At 48.6% G+C, this 24,762-nt stretch carries 13 protein-coding genes; 8 read left to right on the forward strand and 5 right to left on the reverse strand.

The window, feature by feature from the left end:
- Positions 1-50: 50 nt before the first annotated feature.
- The 6 genes from bsdA (at position 51) to BGM23_RS20075 (ending at position 5,040) form a co-directional block, all read left to right on the forward strand.
- The gene (bsdA, locus tag BGM23_RS20050; protein WP_003234533.1) at positions 51-923 is read left to right on the forward strand and encodes a transcriptional regulator BsdA; all 873 of its coding nucleotides are present in this window, start codon (positions 51-53) and stop codon (positions 921-923) included.
- Between the two features lie 115 nt (positions 924-1,038).
- A complete protein-coding gene (gene tcyA / locus BGM23_RS20055; protein WP_014475786.1) occupies positions 1,039-1,845 on the forward strand; it encodes a cystine ABC transporter substrate-binding lipoprotein TcyA in 807 nt (268 codons plus the stop codon).
- The gene (tcyB, locus tag BGM23_RS20060) at positions 1,832-2,536 is read left to right on the forward strand and encodes a cystine ABC transporter permease TcyB (RefSeq protein WP_003234541.1); all 705 of its coding nucleotides are present in this window, start codon (positions 1,832-1,834) and stop codon (positions 2,534-2,536) included. Before tcyA ends, tcyB begins: the two co-directional genes overlap by 14 nt.
- A gap of 13 nt (positions 2,537-2,549) precedes the next feature.
- Positions 2,550-3,293, forward strand: coding sequence for a cystine ABC transporter ATP-binding protein TcyC (gene tcyC / locus BGM23_RS20065; RefSeq protein ID WP_046664288.1), 744 nt, complete (start codon positions 2,550-2,552; stop codon positions 3,291-3,293).
- 320 nt (positions 3,294-3,613) lie between these two features.
- Entirely contained in the window at positions 3,614-4,261 is a 648-nt protein-coding gene (locus BGM23_RS20070; RefSeq protein WP_014475783.1) for a YczE/YyaS/YitT family protein, read from the forward strand.
- A 104-nt stretch (positions 4,262-4,365) separates the two neighbouring features.
- Entirely contained in the window at positions 4,366-5,040 is a 675-nt protein-coding gene (locus BGM23_RS20075) for a 4'-phosphopantetheinyl transferase (RefSeq protein WP_015715234.1), read from the forward strand.
- Here BGM23_RS20075 and BGM23_RS20080 read toward each other — a convergent pair.
- On the reverse strand, positions 5,035-6,369 hold the full coding sequence (locus tag BGM23_RS20080) for an aminotransferase-like domain-containing protein (protein ID WP_046664289.1): 1,335 nt from the start codon (positions 6,367-6,369) through the stop codon (positions 5,035-5,037). The two genes, BGM23_RS20075 and BGM23_RS20080, sit on opposite strands and share 6 nt — an antisense overlap.
- Before the next feature lie 123 nt (positions 6,370-6,492).
- Between BGM23_RS20080 and BGM23_RS20085 the strand changes: the two genes are divergently transcribed.
- Entirely contained in the window at positions 6,493-7,431 is a 939-nt protein-coding gene (locus tag BGM23_RS20085) for a DMT family transporter (RefSeq protein WP_015715233.1), read from the forward strand.
- Positions 7,432-7,484: 53 nt separating this feature from the next.
- Complete coding sequence (locus tag BGM23_RS20090; RefSeq protein ID WP_029726576.1) at positions 7,485-8,042, forward strand: YcxB family protein; 558 nt, start codon at positions 7,485-7,487, stop codon at positions 8,040-8,042.
- Between the two features lie 14 nt (positions 8,043-8,056).
- Here BGM23_RS20090 and BGM23_RS20095 read toward each other — a convergent pair whose 3' ends face one another.
- The 4 genes from BGM23_RS20095 to srfAB form a co-directional block, all read right to left on the reverse strand.
- Positions 8,057-9,283 (reverse strand): MFS transporter, encoded by a 1,227-nt coding sequence (locus tag BGM23_RS20095; protein ID WP_029726577.1) that lies wholly within the window; start codon positions 9,281-9,283, stop codon positions 8,057-8,059.
- A 100-nt stretch (positions 9,284-9,383) separates the two neighbouring features.
- Entirely contained in the window at positions 9,384-10,112 is a 729-nt protein-coding gene (srfAD, locus tag BGM23_RS20100; RefSeq protein ID WP_029726578.1) for a surfactin biosynthesis thioesterase SrfAD, read from the reverse strand.
- 28 nt (positions 10,113-10,140) lie between these two features.
- Positions 10,141-13,968, reverse strand: coding sequence for a surfactin non-ribosomal peptide synthetase SrfAC (srfAC, locus tag BGM23_RS20105; protein ID WP_029726579.1), 3,828 nt, complete (start codon positions 13,966-13,968; stop codon positions 10,141-10,143).
- Positions 13,969-14,004: 36 nt separating this feature from the next.
- Entirely contained in the window at positions 14,005-24,753 is a 10,749-nt protein-coding gene (gene srfAB, locus BGM23_RS22440; protein WP_046664290.1) for a surfactin non-ribosomal peptide synthetase SrfAB, read from the reverse strand.
- Positions 24,754-24,762 lie beyond the last annotated feature (9 nt).

Raw genomic sequence — 24,762 nt, forward strand, 5'->3', positions numbered from 1 at the left:
ATTAAATCTATATTTAATACCTAAAAGGTATGATAAGGAGGCGCTTTCTTTTGGATATTCGCCAGCTTCGATACTTCATTACCATTGCCCAAGAACAGAAAATCACGTCCGCAGCCAAAAAGCTTCACATGGCGCAGCCGCCTTTAAGCAGGCAGCTCAAACAGCTGGAGGACGAACTTGGTGTTGTCCTGTTTGACCGGAACAAGAAAAAACAAATGACTCTTACATATGAAGGAGCTGTTTTTCTAAAAAGAGCAAAAGAGATTCTGCATAGGTTTGAAGATGCAGTCATTGAGGTACAGGAGCTGAAGGAGGAAGTAGCCGGCACACTTGCCGTGGGATCAACGATTTATTGCGCGGCTCTGATGCTTGAAAAAGTAACACAAATCAAAGAGAGATACCCCCATCTCACCTTTAATATTTGGGAAAATGAACCCGCGACACTGTTGGAACTGCTGGAAAGCCGGCAAATCGATGCGGCGGTCACGACAACACTGATCAAAAGTGACACAGTACAATTCAAACAGCTTGATGACATTCCATGTGTGCTCGTGCTTTCAGATGAAGCCGGATATCCGTGCGGAGACACCATTAAGATGGAGGACATTCCTTCATTTCCGCTGATCCTGCTGCGGCCTGTCAACGGAAAAGGCGTCTATAATCAGGTCATGAATGAATTTCACCGTTTGAACCTGGAGCCGCGCATTGTTTGTGAATGCCACGACTCTGCAACTTTGCTCAGCCTCGTGTCATCTGGATTCGGCGCGTCTATTTTGCCCGTCACAATGATTCCCGTTCATATGAGAAATCACGTTCACACCGTTCATATCGAAAATAATCCCTTCATTATGACACCGGCTGTCATGTGGAGAACGGACAGTTATTTGCCTAAACCGGCACAGCAATTTTTGGATTTATTTTAAAAGATTTTGCCTTATGAAAACCAATTACTTGACTCATACTAAAAAAAAGTTATCCTTTAGATTTGTAAGCTATTTTTTTATTTCAATAAAATCAACCAGAAAAGTGGGGAATAAGATGAAAAAAGCATTATTGGCTTTATTCATGGTCGTAAGTATTGCAGCTCTTGCAGCTTGCGGAGCAGGAAATGACAATCAGTCAAAAGATAATGCCAAAGATGGCGATCTTTGGGCTTCAATTAAGAAAAAAGGTGTGCTCACAGTCGGAACGGAAGGAACATATGAGCCGTTCACTTACCACGACAAAGACACTGATAAACTGACTGGCTATGATGTCGAAGTTATCACAGAAGTCGCAAAACGCCTCGGGCTTAAAGTCGACTTTAAGGAAACACAGTGGGACAGCATGTTTGCCGGCCTGAATTCCAAACGGTTTGACGTTGTTGCCAACCAAGTCGGAAAAACAGATCGTGAAAATCAATATGATTTCTCAGATAAATACACAACATCAAGAGCCGTTGTCGTAACGAAAAAAGACAACAACGATATTAAGTCTGAAGCAGATGTAAAAGGAAAAACGTCAGCTCAATCACTGACAAGCAACTACAACAAATTAGCTACAAATGCCGGCGCTAAAGTAGAAGGCGTTGAAGGCATGGCGCAGGCCCTTCAAATGATCCAGCAAGGCCGCGTCGATATGACATACAACGATAAGCTTGCCGTATTGAACTACTTAAAAACATCTGGCAATAAAAACGTGAAAATCGCGTTTGAAACAGGTGAGCCTCAGTCAACATATTTCACGTTCCGTAAAGGAAGCGGCGAGGTTGTTGATCAAGTCAACAAAGCATTAAAAGAAATGAAAGAGGACGGGACTCTTTCTAAAATTTCTAAAAAATGGTTCGGCGAAGATGTTTCTAAATAATCTGCCGGCATTGACGCTTGGCACGGCGATCCCGTGGGATCTGGTGCAGCAGTCATTCTGGCCGATACTTTCAGGGGGAATCTACTATACGATTCCCCTTACGATTCTTTCCTTTATATTTGGAATGATCCTGGCGCTGATTACGGCGCTTGCCAGAATGTCGAAAGTGAGACCTTTGAGATGGGTGTTCAGCGTATACGTATCCGCAATACGCGGCACTCCTCTTCTCGTTCAATTGTTCATCATTTTCTATCTGTTCCCGGCCTTTAACGTCACATTAGATCCATTTCCAAGCGCAGTTATCGCCTTTTCATTAAACGTCGGCGCCTATGCATCTGAAATCATCCGGGCATCTATTTTATCCGTGCCGAAAGGGCAATGGGAAGCCGGCTACACAATTGGCATGACACATCAAAAAACGCTGTTCCGCGTCATTTTGCCGCAGGCGTTTCGTGTGTCGATCCCGCCATTATCCAATACCTTTATCAGCCTGATTAAAGATACATCCCTCGCCTCTCAAATTCTGGTCGCTGAGCTGTTCAGAAAAGCCCAGGAAATCGGCGCGCGGAATCTTGATCAAATTTTAGTGATCTATATTGAAGCAGCCTTTATTTATTGGATTATCTGCTTCCTGCTCTCACTCGTCCAGCATGTCATCGAACGGCGTCTTGACCGCTACGTGGCCAAATAAGGAGGTTCCGAGTATGCTTACCGTTAAAGGATTAAACAAATCATTCGGTGAAAATGAAATTTTAAAAAAGATAGATATGAAGATTGAAAAAGGAAAAGTCATCGCCATACTTGGGCCTTCAGGTTCAGGGAAAACGACGCTGCTCCGCTGCCTGAACGCTCTGGAGATCCCGAATCGCGGAGAGCTTGCATTTGATGATTTCTCCATCGATTTCTCCAAAAAGGTGAAACAGGCGGATATCCTAAAGCTTCGCCGAAAATCCGGAATGGTGTTTCAGGCGTATCACCTGTTCCCGCACCGCACAGCCCTCGAAAACGTGATGGAGGGCCCTGTTCAGGTGCAAAAACGGAACAAAGAGGAAGTCAGAAAAGAAGCGATTCAGCTTCTTGATAAAGTCGGATTGAAGGACAAAATGGATTTATATCCGTTCCAGCTTTCCGGCGGACAGCAGCAGCGCGTCGGCATCGCCCGCGCACTGGCGATTCAGCCTGAGCTCATGCTGTTTGACGAACCGACCTCAGCGCTTGATCCCGAGCTTGTCGGAGAGGTGCTGAAGGTTATCAAAAACTTGGCCAATGAAGGCTGGACCATGGTCGTCGTGACCCACGAAATCAAGTTCGCGCAGGAAGTTGCGGATGAAGTCATCTTCATCGACGGCGGCGTTATCGTGGAGCAGGGACCGCCGGAGCAAATTTTCTCCGCACCAAAAGAAGAACGGACACAGCGGTTCTTGAACCGGATTTTGAACCCGCTGTAATAAGAAAAACAGGGCGTCAGCGCCCTGTTTCAGATTATTGACAAAATCCTAAAACGATTTTCGTTTTAGGATTTTGTGATTTTCAGCGTGATTGAAAACCTTTGAAGTCTAGGAAGGGGGAGCATTGGAGCACAGCGAATGTTAAATTCGTGAGCACTGAAGCACAGGCCTGACAAAGAATGCAAGGGTTTGCCAACACGCTGAAACAGGGCGCCTGCGGCGGCCCTGTTTTTTTGTTGAGCCCCTTTCGCCTATTCCGCCCTTCTGTCAGATGTGCTACAATGACAATCGACTGATTTTTACGAAAGAAGGGACCTCACGTGAAGCAAGAACTTGTTCTGCGCTGGACATTTTATTTTGCCGGTTTGATCATTTTGGCTTTTGGTGTATCCCTGACGATAGAAGGAAAAGCACTCGGCATTAGTCCGTGGGATGCATTTCATTACAGCCTGTTTCAGCACTTCGGGCTTACCGTCGGCCAGTGGTCCATCATTATTGGAGCGCTCATCGTCGGATTCACGTCATTGTTTACGAGAGCTTGGCCGAAAATTGGGGCCCTCCTGAATATGGTGCTCATTGGTGTATTTATAGATTTTTTCAATTTCATTCTGCCTGCCCCCTCGACCTACACAGGCTCGATCATCGTCTTCTCTCTAGGCGTGGTGCTGATCGGTTACGGCGTCGGTGTTTATGTATCAGCAGGGCTTGGCGCGGGGCCGCGTGATTCACTGATGATGCTGATTACAGAAAAAACCGGCTGGAATGTGCAATGGGTGCGGAACGGCATGGAAATAACCATTTTGTTTGCGGCATGGGGCATGGGCGGGCCGATCGGTTTTGGCACCATTTTGACCGCCATCCTCACAGGACTTATTTTGCGCTTTTCATTGCCCCAGTCAATCCAGTTGCTGAATTATGCTGTGGCAAGGCGGACCGCCGCTGTGAAAGCATCTCCGCCTGTCCACTAAAACAAAGCCGCCTTGGCTTTGTTTTTTTATTTTCTCCTCTATATGAGTCTTGTGGAAGTATGATAGGATGGTTTTGACAATCTTTTGCAGACGGAGGATCTAGAATGAAGATTTACGGAATTTATATGGACCGCCCGCTTTCACAGGAAGAAAATGAACGGTTCATGACTTTCATATCACCTGAAAAACGGGAGAAATGCCGGAGATTTTATCATAAAGAAGATGCTCACCGCACCCTGCTGGGAGATGTGCTCGTTCGCTCAGTCATAAGCAGGCAGTATCAGTTGGACAAATCCGATATCCGCTTTAGCACGCAGGAATACGGGAAGCCGTGCATCCCTGATCTTCCCGACGCTCATTTCAACATTTCTCACTCCGGCCGCTGGGTCATTGGTGCGTTTGATTCACAGCCGATCGGCATAGATATCGAAAAAACGAAACCGATCAGCCTTGAGATCGCCAAGCGCTTTTTTTCAAAAACAGAGTACAGCGACCTTTTAGCAAAAGACAAGGACGAGCAGACAGACTATTTTTATCATCTATGGTCAATGAAAGAAAGCTTTATCAAACAGGAAGGCAAAGGCTTATCGCTTCCGCTTGATTCTTTTTCAGTGCGCCTGCACCAGGACGGACAAGTATCCATTGAGCTTCCGGACAGCCATTCCCCATGCTATATCAAAACGTATGAGGTCGATCCCGGCTACAAAATGGCTGTATGCGCCGCACACCCTGATTTCCCCGAGGATATCACAATGGTCTCGTACGAAGAGCTTTTATAAATGGCTCATCAACAGCTTGACACCGCGCTCAATATCTTCCGTTTTCACATTGGAAATATTGATTTTTAATAGATTTTCTTTCGGATAATCTGATAAATAATGACGGTCTATCGCCTCAAGGAGAACCCCTTGTTTTTTCAGTCTATGAATCACTCTTGAGGCGGGCAGATCCTGAGGAAGCACCAGATGGGTGTGCATACAGGGTGCCTGCCCGCTGGAGAACGTAAAGCGTCCGCTTCCCAGCTGCCTGTGAGTTCGAATGGCTTGATGTAGCCTCAGCGACCGCTCTTTATAAGAATCTCTGATTTTCTCCTTATGCCTGCCGTACATACCGCTTTTCAGGTAAATCTCCAATGCCGCTTGAGAAATCATCGAACAGTCGATGTCGTTCAGTTTTTTGTACGCATAGAACGTGTCAGTCAGCGCTTCGGGCAAAACAGCCGCCCCCACGCGAAGGCCGGGGAATATCATTTTCGAGAAGCTTTTCAAATAGATGACATGTGAGGACAGATCATATGCGTACAGCGGATCTGCCTTTTTATTTTCCTCCAGATCACCGAGGTAATCATCCTCAACGAGGTAGACATCATACGCTTCTGCCAGTCTCACAAGCTCCTGTTTATCACGCTCTGACAATGAGCACCCAAGCGGGTTATGGAAGCGCGGCATCGTATAAAAAAATTTAATCGATTCTGTTTGAAATAACCGCTCAACCCCGGCTATATCAAGCCCTTCTTCCGTTCGTTTCACCCCGATGGCGGGAATCCCAAGCGTCTCAAGCTGTTCGACCATCAAATGGTAGCCCGGCTGTTCAATGGCGATCTTTTCTTTCCCATTTGGAAATGGCATGGCACAAAGCAGAGATAACGCCTGCTGGACACCTGATGTAATGAAAATATGCCGTTCATCCGCAAATACCTGTTGAGTGGCCAAGAGCTTTCGGAGAACACGGATGAGTGATGGAAGCCCCTTTGGCGTCCCATAAATAAACAAATCGTTTTTGTAAGTATCAATCGCTTTGTTGATGCAGTGCTGAAAATCAAGATACGGAAACACATTTGGGTCCGGCGCAGATGTGGCAAAATCGATGGGGCCAGGCTGCCCGCTTTTGGCTTTTCCCGTCTTTTTCACAATATAGTAGCCGCTTTTCGGAACGGAATAGATAAGGTGGCGTTTTTCCAGCTCCTGCAGCGCGCGGATCACTGTGCTTTTGCTGACTTGGTAGCGGGCGGACAGCTGACGGATAGATGGAAGCCTGTCTCCTTCTTGATAGGAGGTGCTTTGCATCATCTCCTCTATCCTCGTTACTAGACTCATATATTTCTCCATGCCTTCTCCCCCTGTTTTGTACCGGTACAGTTCATTGTTTTTCTCATTGTACCGTTCTGACCGCGGCCATACAATAAAGGGAGCGACCGGCGCTGCAATTCAGGTAAAGGAGCCATTCCCATTATGGTTAAACATCAGCAAGCCCCCGCTTATATAGCGGCTATTTTATATTCGTTCATTATCGGTTTATCCTTTCTATTCGTAAAAATCGCACTGCAAACAGCAGAGCCGTTTGATATTTTGGCGCATCGGTTCACCATTGCGTTTGCTGCGGCCACTGTACCGATCTTATTCGGCTGGGTAAAGCTATCAATCCGCGTAAAGGACGTCATTGCCATTTTGCCGCTCGCCCTGCTGTATCCCGCGTTATTTTTCAGCTTTCAGGCATTCGGCCTTGTGTACTCGTCCTCCTCTGAAGCGGGAATTATTCAGGCAGCCATTCCGATTTTCACGATGGTCTTTGCCGCTTATGTTTTAAAGGAACGCCCAACGTGGACCCAAAAGGGGTTCACGGTTTTATCCGTTGCCGGCGTCATGTTTATTTTTGTGATGAAAGGCGTTGACGTGGAATCAGCCAGCTTAAAAGGGTCTTTGCTGATCCTATTGTCCGCTTTGTCTTCAGCGATGTACAATACTGCTGCCAGAAAAATGACGCAGCGGTTCAAGCTGACCGAGCTCACCTACATCATGTCAGCCATCGGCTTTGTCGTCTTCAACGCCATCGCCCTTGTGCGTCACGGAGCGGCGGGAACAGTCGGCACTTATTTTCTGCCGTTCCGGGAGCCCGGCTTCGTTCTCGGCATTGTGTATTTGGGCGTGCTGTCTTCACTTGTTACTTCGTTTCTGTCTAACTATACGCTGTCGCGAATTGAGGCGTTTAAAATGAGCGCTTTTAATCATGTATCTACCATTGTGACGATGATTGCAGGAGTTGTGATTCTCAAAGAAAGCCTGGCCTGGTATCATCTTGCCGGGGCTGTTTGTATTATGATTGGCGTGGTGGGGAGCAATATCAATCTGGAGAAAAAAACAAAGCGCCCTGGTATGCCTGCAAAAAAATGAGAAATTATGCTAGACTGAAAGGAAAAACATGGTTAGAGGTGTAGGTTTACCGTATGATTCAATATGCTAATGAAAGTATCAATCTTCCAGGAGAAATTGCTTTTAAGGATGTAAGAGAAATCTTTTTTTATCAAATCGCAAAAATATCATGCTTTTACTTTCTGTTGTTTTGCGCCATATTTGCTGCAGTTAACTTCATTAACGGATGGCCCCGTATCGTTTATGGCAGTGACGCGCTTAACTTGTTTATGAACAGTATGTTGATTATCGTGATGTCAGTTCTGTTTACACTGCTGCTCCTCCTTCTTCTATATGTGAAGTTTTCCAGAGCATACAAGAAGAACGAACGGATGAAATCTAAAAGAACATATACTCTGAACCAAGAAGGAATTCGTATATGTTCTAAAAAATATGACCTCATTTACAATTGGGATGAAATCACAGCTGTTTTCGAATATAAAAATATCTTCAGGGTCAATACATCAAGTGGCCAATATATTGCGATCCCAAAACGTTTTTTTCATTCCAAAGAGGAAATGAACAGATTCAAGGAGATTATCCTTAAAAATACCGAAACAAAAAAACTCAAATTTAAAAAGGATCAGCATTGACAGTGCTGATCCTTTTATATTGAATGGTGGGTTTCTTTTGCCTTCTGTTTATCTAAAAACGGCACCAGCTCTATTACAGCCGATAAACCCACAAACACGATGCACACAGCGACAATCAGCAAATAACCATGAGTCATGTCAAAAAACAAACCGCCCGCATACACGCTAAGAGCTCCGGCAACCTGATGGATAAAGAAATTGATGCCTAACAGCGATCCGATCAATCCTGTTTGATAGCTTTCCGAAATTGACGCTGCGGTCAGCGGGATCACGCCTGTGTAACTGAGCCCGAATAACAGGATAAACCCGAAGTACCAAAGGTCGCTGTGATGAATTCCGAGAATGGGAATGAGCAGGCAAATGAGGCTGAGCAGCCGAATGAAAAATAAGATGGATAGCATGACGCTTCTGCTGCCGAGGAGATCGGACAGCCAGCCTGCCAATAATCCGCCAATGATGATAAACGCCCCAAACGCGGCCATCATTCCGTTGATATGAGAGACATGCGCATCCTTCAGTATCGGGACGAGGTGAGCATCAATAATTCCCATTGTAAATCCGCAAGTAAACACGCCGAAGTACAGGATATGAATGAGGCGGGATTGCTTCATCACGTTCCAAAACCCCCGCCAATCATAAGATTTTTTCACAGACTCCGCTTGCGCATGTGGCGGGTGCTTCATCCCAAAGACGAGGAGCGGCAGCAGAACAGCCGCCATGACGATTCCCAAAATGGTATAGGTGCTCTGCCAGCCGGCATGATACGGAGCCGCAGCCCAAATGGGTGAGAGAAGCAGCAGGCCCGCAGAGTTGGCATTGGTCAAAATAGCAAGCGCCAGACCTTTGTGTATGTCAAACCAACGGCTGATGAAGTACTGGGTCGTCACGCCGACCGCGCAGGAATACCCGATTCCGCCAAGCACACCGTAAATGGCGGAAAACACATGAACATTCGGTGAATAAGGAAGCACCAAAAAGCTTGCGCTGATGCAGACAGCTCCAAGCGCCATAATTTTTCTGACACTGAAACGGTCGATAAAAAAACCGACAAAAAACTGGACGATGCCGGTTGTGATCATAAAAATGCTGACAGAAACCGAAATCAGCGACCTGTCGGCATGGAAGGCATCTGCCATTGGCAGCATAAAAAATTGAAAGGAATTTCTGAATGAGTTCATTCCGATGGCGAAAACAAACGTAAACAGCAATACAAACCATTTCATCCTGGGAGACGTGCGCATGTTTCGACCTGCCTTTATTTGAGTATTTCGACTATTATACCATGCAAAAATTGGCATTCAACACAAAAAAAGCGGAACAGCCGAAGCTGTCCGCTTTTGATCACGGTTGAATGATCGGATGCTGATTCAAGATCGCAAAAATCCGTTCTGCGACTTCTTCCGTTTGTGACAGCAGGAACATGTGCCCGCCGTCAAATTGATGGAATGTGATGTCGTTTGCCCACTTCTTCCACCCTTCCGCATCTCGTATGCATTTTTTATCATCAAGCCCGTTAAAGACATGAACAGGCGACTGGATCTGGGCCAGATCGTAAAGCTCAAATTGTTCAAGAGCCCGGTAATCTGATCGGAAAGAAGGCAGGAAAAAGGACATGACCTCCTTATTTTCAACAAGCTCTGCGGGCATTCCGCCTAATTGGATAATATGATCGAGAAACTGATCATCAGGCAGATGGGACACTTTCTTCCGCTGAATATGAGGCGGCTGGATTGCAGAAATGATAACCGCCTGCGGAAAGATGCCTTCACGCTCAAGCTTTTGCGCCAGCCTGAAGGTGATCATTCCGCCCATACTGTGTCCGAACAGCACAAACGGCCGATCAGGGCGAAGGTTCAGTTCTTGCTTGTACAAATCCGTCAGCTCTTCGAGATCCTCAATGGCTGACGTTTGATTCGTGCCGTGTCCCGGCGGCTCGGCAGCGAGCATCTCGCACTCCCCCTGCAAAAAAGCATGGAGAGGGCGAAACGACGCCGAGTAGCCGCCGGCAAACGGAAAACAGATGAGCTGTGTTTTTTCCGACGCATCAAATGATTTGAAGAGTTGGCTCATTGGCTGTCTCCTCCTTTCATCACTTCATTTATGAAACCGTTACGGTTTGTGTATTAAGAAATTCGAGCAAAATCCCGGCATTCCTATCTAGCGTTTCGCCCTGCAGCATTTCTGCGTGTGTTCCGAAGCCTCTTTTCATACGGTAAGCACCTGTTGTAGCTTCTTCCCATGATGCAAGCCATTCCGGTATGTCAAAATCAGCGCCGGAAGTCAACAGATCAATATCTGCTTTCACCTGGCCTGTGCTGATCAGGTTGACGTAGTATGAGTAAAAGGCATGTGTTTTTTGCTTGAGGCCTTGTTTGACGGCTTCGCTGTTGAGCGCTTCATTGTCCCGATTGACATTCATCAACGCTTCGACATCACTTTCAACCGTGCGTCCGTCCAGATCACTGACACCTTGTTTTTTATAGGAATCGACCATGATGATCCGCTGAACAATACGGCCTTGTCCCTCAAGCTTTTTCGCAGCTTCAAACGCCAGGCTGCATCCCGCTGAATATCCAAACAATGTTAAAGGCCCTTCCGGCTGCAGCTTCTGGATCAAATCCGCATAGCGGTCAAGCCGGTCTTCCTCCTCAATAAAATCAAAGGCGCACAGCTTGTATGACGGCAAGCGGCTGGACAGATTTTGGTACATAAGGCCATAGCCCAAGACCGGCGGAAATGCGAAAATGATCTGCTCCTGATCCTGATTCATTATCGTTACATCCTGCAAGCCATCGGGACCCCCGTTTTTCACATACGCTGAAATGCCGGCGATCGTCGGCGCTTCAAACAAAAGCTTTACTGGAAGATCAATCCCGAGCTCTTTCTTGATGCGGGACGCGGCGGTCATGGCCTTCAAGGAATGCCCTCCGAGCGCAAAGAAATCGTCATGAATGCCAATTTGCTTTCTGCCGAGAACCTCAGACCATATTTGTGCGATTGTTTCTTCCATCTCGTTCCGCGGTCCAATCCATTCTTCCGCCAGCTGATCCTGATCAGGTTTTGGGAGCAGCCGTTTATTGACTTTCCCGTTCGTCGTTAAAGGAAGCTCATCCAAGAAGGTAAAGGTTTGCGGCACCATATAAGCAGGAAGCTGTTTTTTCAGGTGCGCCTTCACGTCCTCAGCTGAAAGCTGCGTTCGGTTCACAAGGTAGGCATTGATTGATGCATCGCCAGACTCATGGCGGTCCGCCACAACGACCGCATCTTTCACACCTGGGTATTCCTGCAGCTGCTTTTCGATTTCTTCAAGCTCAATCCGGTGTCCGCGTATTTTGACCTGGTCGTCAATACGGCCGGCGTATTCAATCGTTCCATCCGGCAGCCAGCGCGCTAAATCCCCTGTGCGGTAAAGCGTTTCTCCCGGCTTGAACGGGTTCTTAATAAACTTTTCCTTCGTGAGGTCAGCACGATTTACATATCCTTTTGACACGCCCATTCCGCTGATGCACAGTTCACCGATCGCCCCGAATGGCTGGAGCTGGCTTTGCTCGTTCAGAATATAAACACTGGCATTGCTGATCGGCTTTCCAATCGGCAATGAGGAGATGGAATCCGGCAGATCATGCACGACGTGAGCTGTCGCAAACACTGTTCCCTCAGTCGGCCCGTAGCAGTTAATCAGCTTGCCCGGCCCCATGACCCGCAGCGCTTTTCTGACATGAGGCACTGAGGCGCGCTCTCCGCCGAATAATATACAGCGAAGCCCCTTCATCCAATCCTCTCCCGCATCTGTGAGAAGATTAAATAGTGCGGTTGTCGCAAACATGACATTGACATTCTCTTGCAGAATCAGATCTGTGAGCCGTTCTGTATCAAGCAGCGTATGTTCGTCTGCGATAATGAGCCGTGCCGCATTCAGCATAGAAGCATAGAAATCAAAGGTAAATGCGTCAAAGGCGTAATTCGAAACCGACAAGAACGTATCCTGATCAGAAAATGCCATGTAGTCTACATGCTTGACCAAACCTTGAATATTGGCATGAGTAGTCATATTGCCTTTTGGCTTTCCGGTTGTGCCGGACGTGTACATGATATATGCCGGATCATTAGGATCAATCGCGGTTGCAGGATCGCTTGCCTGTTCTTCAAACCGTGTTTGATCATCAATGAAGAGCGTTGTGCCTGTATACGGCAGCTCAGCCGCTTGTTCTTTCATCTCCTGATGCGTCAGAAGACAGGCTGCCGCACTGTCAGCCAGCATATACGAGATTCGGTCCTCTGGCAGCTTCGGATCAACCGGCAGATAGGCTGCTCCCGCCTTTAATACACCGAGAATGCCGATCACCAGTTCAAGTGAGCGCTTCGTGTACAGCGCTACAACAGAGCCTTTGCCCGCACCTTGTTTTTGCAGCCGGCGTCCAAGGCGGTTCGCTTCCTCATCTAATTCGCGATAAGACAGGGTCTGGCCGGAATACGTAAGCGCCGGTGCATCCGGATTGACGTTCACTGCTTCCTTGAACCAATCCGTCAGAGGCTTTGTTTCATGAGCTTGAGCCGGCGGGTTTAAGCCGGTTAGCAAAAATTCTCTCTCCCTGTCGTCAACGATGTTGATCGTGCTGACAGGCTGATCCGGATTCTGGATGAGCTGCTGAATTGCTGTGAGAAGCTGAGATTTCAAGCGCAGGATAAACGCCTCATCAAACACATTCTCATTATAGGCAAGCTTAATCAGCATCTCATCTCCCGGGGAAGCCATCAGGTTGAGATCATAATTCGACTTCTCAAAAACATGAACATCCACCATATCAAAGCCGTTTTCACTGCTTTCTTCATTTTTCGCATCCTGAAGCGGATAGTTCTCAAAAACAATGATGTGGTCAATCAGTTTCGGCTGATCGGCCTGGCTTTGGATGTCATAAAGCGGCACATATTGGTGCGGCTCAGACTGCAGCGATTGCTCCTGCAGCTGCTTGAGCAAGTCGTTAAATGTGATACCCTCAGACAGCTTCACACGTCTCGGGACAACGTTGATAAACAGCCCGACCATATGTTCAACGCCTTTGATTTCCGCGGGACGCCCTGAAACAACTGTACCGAAGGCCAAATCGCCAGACTGCTGATAGCGGCTGATCAATACGCTCCAGACTGCCTGCAGCGCCGTACTTAAAGTGGTATGCTGCGATTTTGCAAGCTCAGTAAAAGCCTTTGTTTCCGCCTCCGGCAGTGAAAAGAGCAGCTCTTTCGGCTCATAGCCGTCCTTCTGTTTCTTCCTTTGCTCCGCAAACGTCGTTTGTCCTTCAAAGTCCTCCAAGTACTCGCGCCAGTAGCGGAGCGATGCTTGTTTATCCTGCTTTTCAAGCCACTTGATGTAGTCTTTATACGGTTTGACGGGCGGCAGGCTGTACGGCTTTTGTTCGCGCAGAGCATTGTATACCTTAAATAGATCCTGTACGACGATGCCGAAGCACCATCCGTCCAAAATAATGTGGTGGTAGCTCCACACCCATTCAAAGCTTTCTTCAGCTTTCTTGAAAATGGCTGCCCGCATCGGAATATCCCGCGTCAAATCAAAACCCCTGATCTTATCCTGTTCTTTGTACTCATTGATTTTGGCTGTTTGCTCGCTGCCCGTTAAGTGTGTCAGATCGATTTCTTCTATTTGGAACTGCCGTTTTTTCAATACGACTTGGACAGGTCTTTTTACTTTTTCGTGAATGAACACGGTACGAAATACATCGTACCGGTCCATGATCACATTCATGCTTTCTTCAAGACATTTGATATTCAAGCTGCCTTTTACTTTCATCGTGATTTGTTCAAGGTAAAAGCTTTGGCCGGGATTCAGGATGGCATGAAAAAGCATCCCTTCCTGCATCGGCGATAGGTAATACATATCTTGAACCTGATCCTTGCTAAATTGACTCATATGTTTCGCTCCCGCCTTCTGTAATTCCCTTGCGTTTTATTTTAAATTCTCCTCAAGCATGTCAAAGATATCTCCCATCTCGTCCATTTCAAGGTCTTCGGCGCTGAAGTCGCTTGGTGTGAATTCCTTGTCTTCTTTTTCCGTGCAATGGCGGATTAGCATCAGGAGGTTTTCTTTAAACCGTTCCATTTGCTCCTCGACTGTAGCTCTTTCAAACTCCTTCTCATTGTAGGAGCAGGAAAGCACAAACTGGCCGTTTCTGATCATGCCGCTGAAGCTTAAAGCGTACAGCGCCTCTGATTCTCCGCTTACTTGGCGCCCCATATCGAAAGCGGATGGTTCAAAGAAATCGGTTTTGACTTCACTGTCGAATTGGCCCAAATAGTTGAAGCTGATCTCCGGTGTGAAGCCCTTTGTTTCCGCTGTTTCTGTGAAATAACGAAGAATGCCGTAGCCAACACCTTTGTCGGGAATGCGGCGCAGGTTTTCTTTGACTGTTTTGATCACAGCCGAGGCATCTGCGTCAGATATGTCGAGCACAACAGGGTATTGTGCCGTAAACCAGCCGACCGTTCTGGAGATATTCACATTCGGGATAATGTCCTCCCGGCCGTGTCCCTCAAGGTTAATGCCGATTTTGGCACCCTTTGTCCATTCTTTCATTGTCAAACCGAGCGCACTGAGAAGAATATCGTTGATTTCAGTTCCATATGGCTGATGAACATCTGTTAAAAGATGCTTAGTGTCTTCTTCCGTTAATTCACATAGGACGGATGATGTATCCTTGACGATCCGCTGCTCTGTTTCACAATCCTTCGGTAAAGGAGAAACCTGTTCAGCGGCAATTTGCGACCAGTATTCAGCCTGCTGTAAAAGATGCGCTGATTGGCTGAATGCCGCCAGTTCTTCCGCCCAGTCCTTGAAGGAGTTTGTTTTTTGCGGGAAGACAAGGCTCTCTTCTTTCTCAGCCTGCATGTAGCCTGAAGCAAAGTCTTCAAGCAAAATCCGCCATGACACACCGTCGACCACGAGATGGTGTACAGCAATGAGCAGGTGATCCCCAGCTTCTGTGCGATATTGCTCCGCCTTTAAAAGCGGCCCGGTTCTCAGATCGAGACTGCTTTGCAGCTTGTTCGCGAGAATCTTAATCTGGCTTCTCAGCATCTCTTCATCAGAGCCGTACAGATCCACGATTTCGAAGCTGACCTTGCTCTCACCGATCGGTTTATACGCCTGAACGATGTCCCCGTTTTCCTCACGATAGACCATGCGGAGCGCGTCATGATGCTCGATCAGCGCCTGCAATGTTTTCTCCACCCGTTCAGGATCAAAGCCCTTCTTGGCGTGAAGCATCACAGATTGGTTCCAGTGGTGCTTGTTCGTGAAGTTCTTTTCAAAGAACCAGCGCTGGATCGGCGTCAGGATGACTTCGCCCTCTACCGGGCCTTGGTCTGCCTGTTTGCCTTCGGCACGCTCTACATATTGGGTCAGCTCTTCGATCGTCGGATGCTGGAAGAGATCTTTCATTTCCAGCTTCCAGCCGTGCTGGTTCAAGCGGCTCGCCATTTGAATTCCTTTGATGGAATCTCCGCCAAGCGAGAAGAAATTGTCGGTGACACCGACTTCAGACATTCCAAGCACGTCCTGCCAGATGCCGGCAAGCAGCTCTTCCATGTCGGTCGTCGGCGCTTTGTATTCTCCGCTTCCCGCTTCAATGTCCGGCTCAGGCAAGGCTTTGCGGTCCACTTTGCCGTTTGCCGTAACCGGAAGCTCGTTCAGCGTCACCCAGAACGCCGGGATCATGTAATCCGGCAGGGTTTCCTTCAGTGCTGATTTCAGTGCTTCTATGTCAGCTGATTCCGGGGTGACATACGCCGCGATCGCTGTGTTGCCACCTTTATCTTTGACAGCTGTCACCGCCGCATCCTGCACCTCAGAAAGCTGGGCGAGCTGGACTTCGATTTCTGAGAGCTCGATCCGGTAGCCGCGGACCTTGACCTGCTGGTCGATCCGGCCGATGTATTCGATGCCGCCGCCTGTCCACTTCACCAAATCGCCGGTGCGGTACATGCGCTCACCCGGCACAAACGGATCAGCGACAAACCGCTTCGCGGTTTCGTCTTCTCGATTCAGATAGCCTCGTGCCAGTCCGCGCCCCGCCACGCAAAGCTCTCCGGCTACGCCTTCCGGCTGCACCTGATTGCCCTCGCCGAGAATGTATACTCTCGTATTGGCAATGGCCCGTCCGATGGAAAGCGAGCCTTCCTCCGGATGGATTTCTGCGCTTGTGGCAACGACCGTATTTTCTGTCGGCCCGTAGTTGTTGACGAGTGTGTACGGCTTTTTCACTGCGCGCTTCAGCTTGTCTCCTCCGGTCAAGAGGACGCGAAGTGATGTGTTCTCAAGCTCCATGAACTGTTCCGCAAGCTGTGTCGGCAGGAACGTGATCGTTACGCCGTTCGTTTCGAAGTAATCGTTCAGGCGGATGATATCGAGGCGGATCGCTTCATTAATGACGTGAAGTTCAGCGCCGATCGTCCAAGTCGGGAACATCTCCCAAATGGAAGCATCGAACCCAAAGCCCGCGTACTTCGCACTGCGGTCCTCCGCTGTCATGCTGAACGCGTCGTGGTGCCAGAAGCACAGGTTCACAAGCGCATGGTGCTCGACCATGACACCCTTCGGCTGTCCGGTCGTTCCAGACGTGTAAATCATGTACGCCAAGTTCTCCGCGGTTACAGCGGTTTCTGGATTTTCCTCGTCGTTTTCATCAAGCGGCAGGCTTAGAATCGTGCGGCTTCCGTCGAGAAGAATGACATCTCCCGTATAGCTGTCCGGCACTGAAATGCCTTCCTGTTTCAAGAGAAGCTTCGCGCCGCTGTCCTGTAAAATATACTCAATCCGCTGATCCGGGTAGTCAGGATCAATCGGCACAAACGCCCCTCCGGCTTTCAAGACGCTGAGCACCGCGGCGGACATTTCAAGCGACGGCTTCGTGAGAACGCCGACGCGGTCATCCGGGCTGATGCCGCAGTCCATCAGAATCCGCGCGAGACGGTTTGCCTTCGCATTCAGCTCGCCGTACGTCCAAGACTGGCCGTTGTATGTGACAGCCGGGCGGGCTTTGTGGCGCTGGGCAGTCTCTTCGAATAGCTGATGAACCGTTTTGTCTGTCGGCACAGGCAGCGCTTTGCCCTTCCATGCCTGAAGAAGCGCTTGCTTTTCTGTCTCGGTGACCAGTGACAGGCTGGAAAGCGGCTGGTTCGGGTTATCCGCAACAGCCTTTAGTAGCCGCAGAACGTATTCGCTCCATTTTTCAGCTGTTTCTTTTGCGAACAGATCTGTCGCATATTCCAGCTGCAAGCCAATGCCATTTTCATCAGTAAATCCGCCCAGTGTCAGATCAAACTTAGAAGTTCCCTGATGAGCCTCATAAGGTGAAATGCTCAGATTTTGCAATGTAAGCTGTTCTTTATCAGGGTTTTCTGTCGTCACCATCACATTAAACAATGGGTTTCGGCTCATATCCCGAGGGAGATCAAGCTGATTAACCAGATCTTCAAACGGATACTCCTGATGCTCAAGCGCTGACAAGTTCGTCTGCTTTGCTTGCTCCAAAAGCTCCGCAAATGTTTGCTGTTCTTTCGCTTCCATTCTCAGGGCAAGTGTATTGACGAACATTCCCGGCATGTCCTGAACATCAGCATTCGTCCGGCCGGCAGTAACGGAGCCGATGACGATATCCCGCTGTCCGGAAATTTTGCTTAAAAAGACGTGGAAAACAGCATGGAGCACCATGTGCAAGGTCGTTCCGGTTTCGGCAAGCAGTTTTTCTACCGCCTTTGCCGTCTCACTTCCCGTACGGAAACGGATCGTATCTCCTTTAAAGCTTTGCACAGGCGGACGGGCATAATCAAGCGGGAGATCAAGCTCTGGCAGCTCGCCTGAAAGAACTGACATCCAGTACGCCTCATGCTCCTTCATCCGTTCTTGTTGCTCAGCTTCATTTTGCCAAACGGCGAAATCTTTATAATGAAGCGCCGGCTCCGGAAGCTGCTCTCCTTTGTAAAGCAGCGCCAATTCTTTTACAAAGATGCCTCTTGAGACGCCGTCTGCGATGATATGATGCATATCTAAAAGCAGCAAATGTTTTTTCGCTTCTATTCGAAGCAAAGCTGCGCGAATGAGCGGTGCGTCGTTTAAGTCGAATGGCCGGATAAATTCCTTAATCTTTTGGTCCGCTTCGTCTTCTTTGGCTTCAAACACATGAAGATCAACCTCCGCCTTCTCAATGATGCGCTGAACAGGCTCACCATTAGCTTCCATAAATGACGTCCGCAATGATTCGTGACGGTTCACGAGCTGATTGAGTGAGTCGCGCAGGCGCGAAATATCAAGCTCTCCTTCCATTAGAAGAACAGATGGCATGTTGTAGCTTATCGTCTGGCGGTCAAGCTGATTGAGCACGTACATCCGTTTCTGTGCGGATGACAATGGATACATATCCTGCTTGTCAGCCGGCTTGAGTACTTGATGACCGCCTGAAACGGCAGACGCCTCCATATAAGCCGCCAGCTGTCGAACAGTCGGCTGCTCGAACAGTGCTTTAAGCGGTACGCTTTTCTCCAATTCCGCCTGAATGTTGGCAATCAGCATCATCCCTTTTAATGAATGGCCGCCTAAATCGAAAAAATTGTCGTCAATGCCGATGGCTTCTATGCCAAGCGTTTTCTGCCAAATGCGGCATAAGCTTTCTTCAAGCGCTGTCTCCGGTACGGCCAAGGCCTTGCCTCCGGATTGTGCCGCGTTCGGCTTCGGCAAAGCGTTTCTGTCGGTTTTTCCGTTTGCCGTCAGCGGAATCGCGTCAACCTGCACAAAGAAAGCAGGAATCATATGAGACGGCAGTGTTAGGGAAAGTTGCTTCCGGAGCTCTGCTTTTTCAATAGCTTGATCCGACGTATAATACGCGCAAAGCTCTTGAAGACCGCCCTCGGAAACCGCTAATACAACCGCTTCTTGAATTCCGCTGAGGCTGAGCATGACCGTTTCAATTTCTTTCGGCTCAATGCGGTAGCCGCGGATTTTCACCTGATCATCAGCCCGGCCGATAAATGCAAGCGTACCGTCAGAAAGTCTTCGTACGACATCTCCGGTTTTGTACATGAGGCTTCCCGGCGAATATGGATTTTCTACAAATCTCTCGGCTGTCAGCTGAGGCCTGTTGAGATACCCTCTCGCAAGCCCCTGTCCTGTGATATAGAGCTGTCCGCTCGCTCCCGGCGGCACAAGCTTCAATGCTTCATTTAAGACAAGCGCGCCGGCATTCGCAATCGGCCGTCCGATTGTCGGGCGTTTCACAAATGTATCCGGCTCAGACAGATCAACCCGCCCGGCGATGGCGCCGATCGTTGCTTCTGTCGGGCCGTAGTGATTGATAAATTCGGTATGTCCATACATCTTACGGAAGGCGAGAACATCAGTCGGGATGATTTTTTCTCCTCCCAAGACGATCAAGCGCAAGGATTCAAAGTTCGCATCTTTTGCAAAACTGGAGGTGTTCACTATTGTATGGAACAGAGACGGTGTCAGTTTGATATATGTGATCCCATGCTCCTTGATATAGTGCGCTATTTCATCCGGCGCCGTATAGGTTTCCTTCTGGACGATATGGAGCTCGCCCCCGCCCAGAAGTACAGGGAACATGCTCGTATAGCCAAGGTCAAATGCGTAAGATGAAAGCAATACAGTCTTATCATTTTCCGTCAGGCTCGCCTCTTCACTAAACCAAGAGACATAGTTTGTCAGATTGCGATGCTCAATCTGCACGCCCTTTGGCTTTCCGGTCGTACCGGACGTATAAATGACGTATGCAAGATTGCGAGACCCGGAAATGGATGATGGGCGCTCCTTGCTTTCATTTCTCCATTTACCGTCATCAAGGCTGACGATTGTCCCTTCATATTGCCCAATAGCCGTCATGTTTCTTTCATTCACGACCGCAAATTTTGCTCCGCTGTCCTCTAATGAATAACGGATTCGTTCTTCAGGTGTATCAGGATCAATCGGAAGGAAAGCTGCCCCCGCCTTCATGACACCGAGAATGGATACCATGACTTCAGCTGACCGGTCCATAACAATCGCGACGATGTCTTCATTTCCGGCCCCTTGGGCACGAAGATGATGCGCCAGCTGGTTCGCCTGTTCATCAAGCTCGCGATAGGTCAGCAGATTTCCGCCAGCCTTCACCGCAGGATGGTCAGGTGTTTGCTGGGCCTGTTTTTCAAAAAGAGCGGCAAAGGTTGCTTCGGTAATTTGAGTCATATGTCTTTCTTCTAGCAAAGCAGCCGTTTCTGCAGATGAAAGCAGATCTACATCAGACAGCCGAACGTTTGGATTAGCCGCGGCCGCTTTGATGATATTGACAAAGTGGCGGCTCCAGCGGCGGATCGTCTCGTCCTTAAACAAGGCAGTCGCATAGTCAAAGCTTAGGCCGATATCCTCTTCACGCTCGACCGCCTCCAAGGAAAGATCAAATTTCGCAACATGATGAAGCATGGAATACGAGGAAATCTTCAAATCTCCTAATCTTAATGAAGGAATCTCCATATTCTGCATGTTGAACATCACGCTGAACAGCGGACTTCTGCTTGTATCCCTTGTAAGCGGAAGCTTTTCAATCAACTCCTCAAGCGGATAGCTCTGGTGCTCGAATGCTTGAAGGCTGGCTGTTTTGACCTCTTCAAGAAATTGCGCGAAGGTTTTATCTCCCGCTGGTGCCGTTCTGAGTGCCACCGTGTTGACAAACATACCCGGCACACCTTGCAGATCAGGATGTGTTCTGCCAGCTGTCGGCGAGCCGACAATGATATCATCCTGTGACGCGTACTTGGAAAGGAGTACATTGAACGCCGCCAGCAAAAACATGTACATTGTCGTATCTGTTTCTGCCATGAGCGATTTGATTTGAGCCGTGATTTGCTTATCAAGCCCAAACATCACGCGCTCTCCCGCAAAGCTCCGTTCAGCAGGCCGCTCGAAATCCGCGGGAAGATCCAGTATTGGCAGTTCGCCTTTAAAGACATCGAGCCAATATTCCTCATCTTTTTGATAATTAGTTTGTTCTTTGTGCCAAACTGCGTAATCTTTATAGTGAATTTGTGGCAGTTCCATATCTGCGCCTTGATATATTTTGGCAAGATCACCGATTAGAATGCCTGTTGAACTTCCGTCAGTAATAATATGATGCATATCAATGAGCAGCAGATGGCGTTTTTCTTCCAGCTGGACAAGCTTCGAACGGACGAGTGGCGCGCGGTTTAATTCAAACGGCTGAACAAATGCTTTGATTATCTCTTCCGCGTCTTCTTCCCGTCCCTTGGCAGCCTCCAGCTGGAACGATATGTTTTTATGAACGGTTTGCACAACCTCTCCGTCGATCATGTCAAACGATGTACGGAGGATTTCGTGCCGGTTGATTAATTGCTGAATCGCGTTTTCAAGCCGGTCTTTATCTACTTCTCCCTCCAGCAGAAGTACAGCGGGGACGTTGTAGCTTGTGTTTGCTTGTCCAAGCTGATTGAGGATATACATTCTCCGCTGGGCCGGGGATACAGGATAATGCTGCTGATAAGATGCTTGCCTGATCGGTTCAAACGTCTGCTCCTCCTTGCTTTCGTTCTCTTCCAAATACAGTGCCATTTCTTGAATAGTCGGCTTTTCAAAAAGCACTTTTATCGGAACTTCCTTATGAAAATGCTCTTGAATTTTCGCCGTCATCATCATCGCTTTCAAAGAATGGCCGCCGATCATAAAGAAGTTATCGGTAACGCCTGCTCTGACGCCGAGTATTCCTTCCCAGATCTCCGCTAATTTCTTTTCACTCTCTGTTTCTGGTGCTGCGTATTCCGGCTGCACGGCTTCTGATTGCGGTGCAGGCAGTTCCTTTTTATTGATTTTCCCGTTTGGCGTGAGCGGCAGGTTGTCCATTTGAATCAGGTGGGCAGGGACCATATAGTCAGGCAAAGACTGAGACAGTGTTTTTCTCAGCTCGCCCACAGCCACTTCACGATCCGCCGTGAAGTACGCGCAAATTTCATTTTCATCCGCTTTGTTCTTGCGGATGATCACCGCAGCCTCTGTCACATGCTCAGCCATGTTCAGTTTTGTTTCAATTTCGCCAAGCTCAATTCGGAAGCCGCGCACCTTCACTTGGTTGTCGATTCTGCCTAAAAATTCGATATTGCCGTCCGGCAGCCATCTTGCCAAGTCACCAGTGCGATAAATTCTCTCACCCGGTCTGAACGGGTCTTCGAGAAATTGCTTCTCCGTCAGCTCAGGGAGATTGACATATCCTCGCGCTACACCGATTCCGCCTACGCAAAGCTCACCAGGCGCGCCGATTGGCTGCAGGCATTGCTGCTCATCCATAATATAGGCAGTGGAATTTCCGATCGGCTTCCCGATTGGGATAGAGCCGCCATACTCGCGGTCGATCAGAAAACTGGTTGAAAACGTCGTGTTTTCTGTCGGGCCGTATCCGTTCCACAATGAAAGCGACGGCGATGCCTGTTTTACTTTGCTGACAATATGCGGGACAAGGGCGTCTCCGCCGATGATTAAATGGCGCAGTGTGCCGAACATACCCGCATCCTTTGCAGCAAGCTGGTTGAATAAAGGTGATGTCAGCCACATGGTTGTGATGCTTTGCTCACGCAGGAATGCAGCAAATTGTTTCGCATCAAGCAGTGTCTCTTTTTTGACCGGATAAAGCGCTGCGCCATTCAGCAGTGCGCCGAATACCTCAAACGTTCCGGCATCAAAGCTGACTGCCCCTGTTTGCGCCATGCGGTCCTCTTCAGTAACAGGAACGTACCCGGCATTTTTGACGAGGCGCAGAATGCTTTTATGTTCGATCATGACGCCTTTCGGTTTGCCCGTTGAACCGGATGTGTACATGATGTACGCCAAATCAGACGGGGCGGATGGCAGGTTGAGATTGTCAGCTTCGCCATCTTCAATGCCTATGTCCAGTGTAAGAACTGGCACCTGCAGCTGATGTGCCTGCCCTGTATAAGAATTTCCGGTCAAAACCATTCGAACGGAGCTGTCCTCTGCCATGAAACGAAGACGATCCCCCGGAAGCGCTGGATCAAGCGGCACATATGCGGCGCCTGCTTTTAACACAGCCAGCATGCCGACAACGGTTTCTACTGAGCGGTCGTTCATAATCGCTGCTGTTTCCCCTTTTTGAAGGCCTTGTTCGACAAGCTTTCTCGCCAGACGGTTAGCCGCTGCATTCAGCTCGCGGTACGTCAGCTCGGTTCCTTCATATACGACGGCAGTGCTCGCCGGCGTCCGTTTCGCTTGCTCTTCAAACACTTGGTGAACAGCCATTCCTTCAGGGAGTTCGGCTTTCGTGCTGTTAAACACCTCGACAATTTGACGCTGCTCTTCGTCTCCCACAAGCCCGTACTCACGCACAAAAGCGGCCGGCTGATCGACAGCTGCTTCCATCATGCGGGTAAGGTGCTCCGCTGTCCGTTCGATAAAAGCGGAATCAAAGGCGGCTCCGTTATATTTAATTTTGACGGTCCATGTTTTGCCTGGATACACAATCAGGTTGAAATCGAAGCTCGTTTGTTCAAATGCGCTTTCTACCTTAATCGAAAACCCGAGGCGGTCTTCCATGCTGCCGTTTTCAAGCTCTTGATCAAGCGGATAATTTTCAAACGCGACCAGATGGTTTAAGAGATTGCCATCAAGGGCTGAGCGTTTTTGAATCTCATAGAGCGGCACGTAATCGTAACGCTCTGCCTCTACTGCATGCTGCTGAACAGCTGTGAAAATATCAGCGAATGCAGCATCTCGTTCAACTTTCACCCGCACTGGAATGGTGTTGATAAACAGCCCCGCCATCGTTTCGATTCCGTTGATTTCAGACGGTCGTCCCGAGACGACCGTTCCGAAGATCACATCATCCGTAAAGTTGTATTTGCTGAGAACAATCCCCCAAACGGCCTGAAATAGGTTAGGCCCTGTCACTTGATGAAGGTTTGCGGTTTTCTGAATGCGGGCAACCAGTGTTTCGTCCCATGTAAAGGAATATTCTTTATTGACGTATTCGTCTTTTTTTACAGGCAGGCGGCCCGGGAGCACGCTTGGCTGTTCAAAACCCGCCAAGCGCTCGCTCCAGTAGCTCTCCGCTTCTTCATTGTCCTGTTTTCCAAGCCATTTGATGTAGTCGGAGTAAGGCTTGCCTTGACCATTTGCAGGTGTCCTTCCTGCTCTGAGCGCTTCATAGTTTTGGAACAGGCTTTTCATGAGGACGCCCATGCTCCAGCCGTCCATCATAATATGATGATTGCTCCAGACAAGATACAGCTGATCTGCAGCAAGGCGGAAAACCGCTACCTTGAACAATATGTCTTTTGCCAGGTTAAAGCCTTGGCGCTGAACGTCTTGTTTGTAACGCTCAATGTGCTCTTTCTGGCGGTTTTCGTCTGCATGACTGATATCCTCATAATGCACTTTTGTTTTGCGTTCCGCTAACACGACCTGACGCGGTTTTTGCAGCTGCTGATGCACAAATACCGTACGGAGAATATCGTATGACCGAATCAGTTCATTGACGCTTTTCTCAAAGATTTCAAGATCAAAAGCGCCGTGAATCCCAAGCTCTAATTGTGTGAAGTACGAGGAAGAATGCGGATCAAGCATCGCATGATACAGCATTCCCTCCTGCATTGGTGTCAGTGCGTACACCTTTTGAATCGATTTTTTGCTCATATGCCACCT

The organism is Bacillus sp. FJAT-14266 (assembly GCF_001719225.1).
In the GTDB taxonomy this organism is placed as follows: Bacteria; Bacillota; Bacilli; order Bacillales; family Bacillaceae; genus Bacillus; species Bacillus subtilis.

Excerpts from the sequence above, each read along its gene's own strand:
- tcyA (WP_014475786.1), top strand. The coding sequence starts at position 1,039 with ATGAAAAAAGCATTATTGGCTTTATTCATGGTCGTAAGTATTGCAGCT.
- tcyB (WP_003234541.1), top strand. The coding sequence starts at position 1,832 with ATGTTTCTAAATAATCTGCCGGCATTGACGCTTGGCACGGCGATCCCG.
- tcyC (WP_046664288.1), top strand. The coding sequence starts at position 2,550 with ATGCTTACCGTTAAAGGATTAAACAAATCATTCGGTGAAAATGAAATT.
- BGM23_RS20075 (WP_015715234.1), top strand. The coding sequence starts at position 4,366 with ATGAAGATTTACGGAATTTATATGGACCGCCCGCTTTCACAGGAAGAA.
- BGM23_RS20080 (WP_046664289.1), bottom strand. The coding sequence starts at position 6,369 with ATGGAGAAATATATGAGTCTAGTAACGAGGATAGAGGAGATGATGCAA.
- BGM23_RS20085 (WP_015715233.1), top strand. The coding sequence starts at position 6,493 with ATGGTTAAACATCAGCAAGCCCCCGCTTATATAGCGGCTATTTTATAT.
- BGM23_RS20090 (WP_029726576.1), top strand. The coding sequence starts at position 7,485 with ATGATTCAATATGCTAATGAAAGTATCAATCTTCCAGGAGAAATTGCT.
- BGM23_RS20095 (WP_029726577.1), bottom strand. The coding sequence starts at position 9,283 with ATGCGCACGTCTCCCAGGATGAAATGGTTTGTATTGCTGTTTACGTTT.
- srfAD (WP_029726578.1), bottom strand. The coding sequence starts at position 10,112 with ATGAGCCAACTCTTCAAATCATTTGATGCGTCGGAAAAAACACAGCTC.
- srfAC (WP_029726579.1), bottom strand. The coding sequence starts at position 13,968 with ATGAGTCAATTTAGCAAGGATCAGGTTCAAGATATGTATTACCTATCG.
- srfAB (WP_046664290.1), bottom strand. The coding sequence starts at position 24,753 with ATGAGCAAAAAATCGATTCAAAAGGTGTACGCACTGACACCAATGCAG.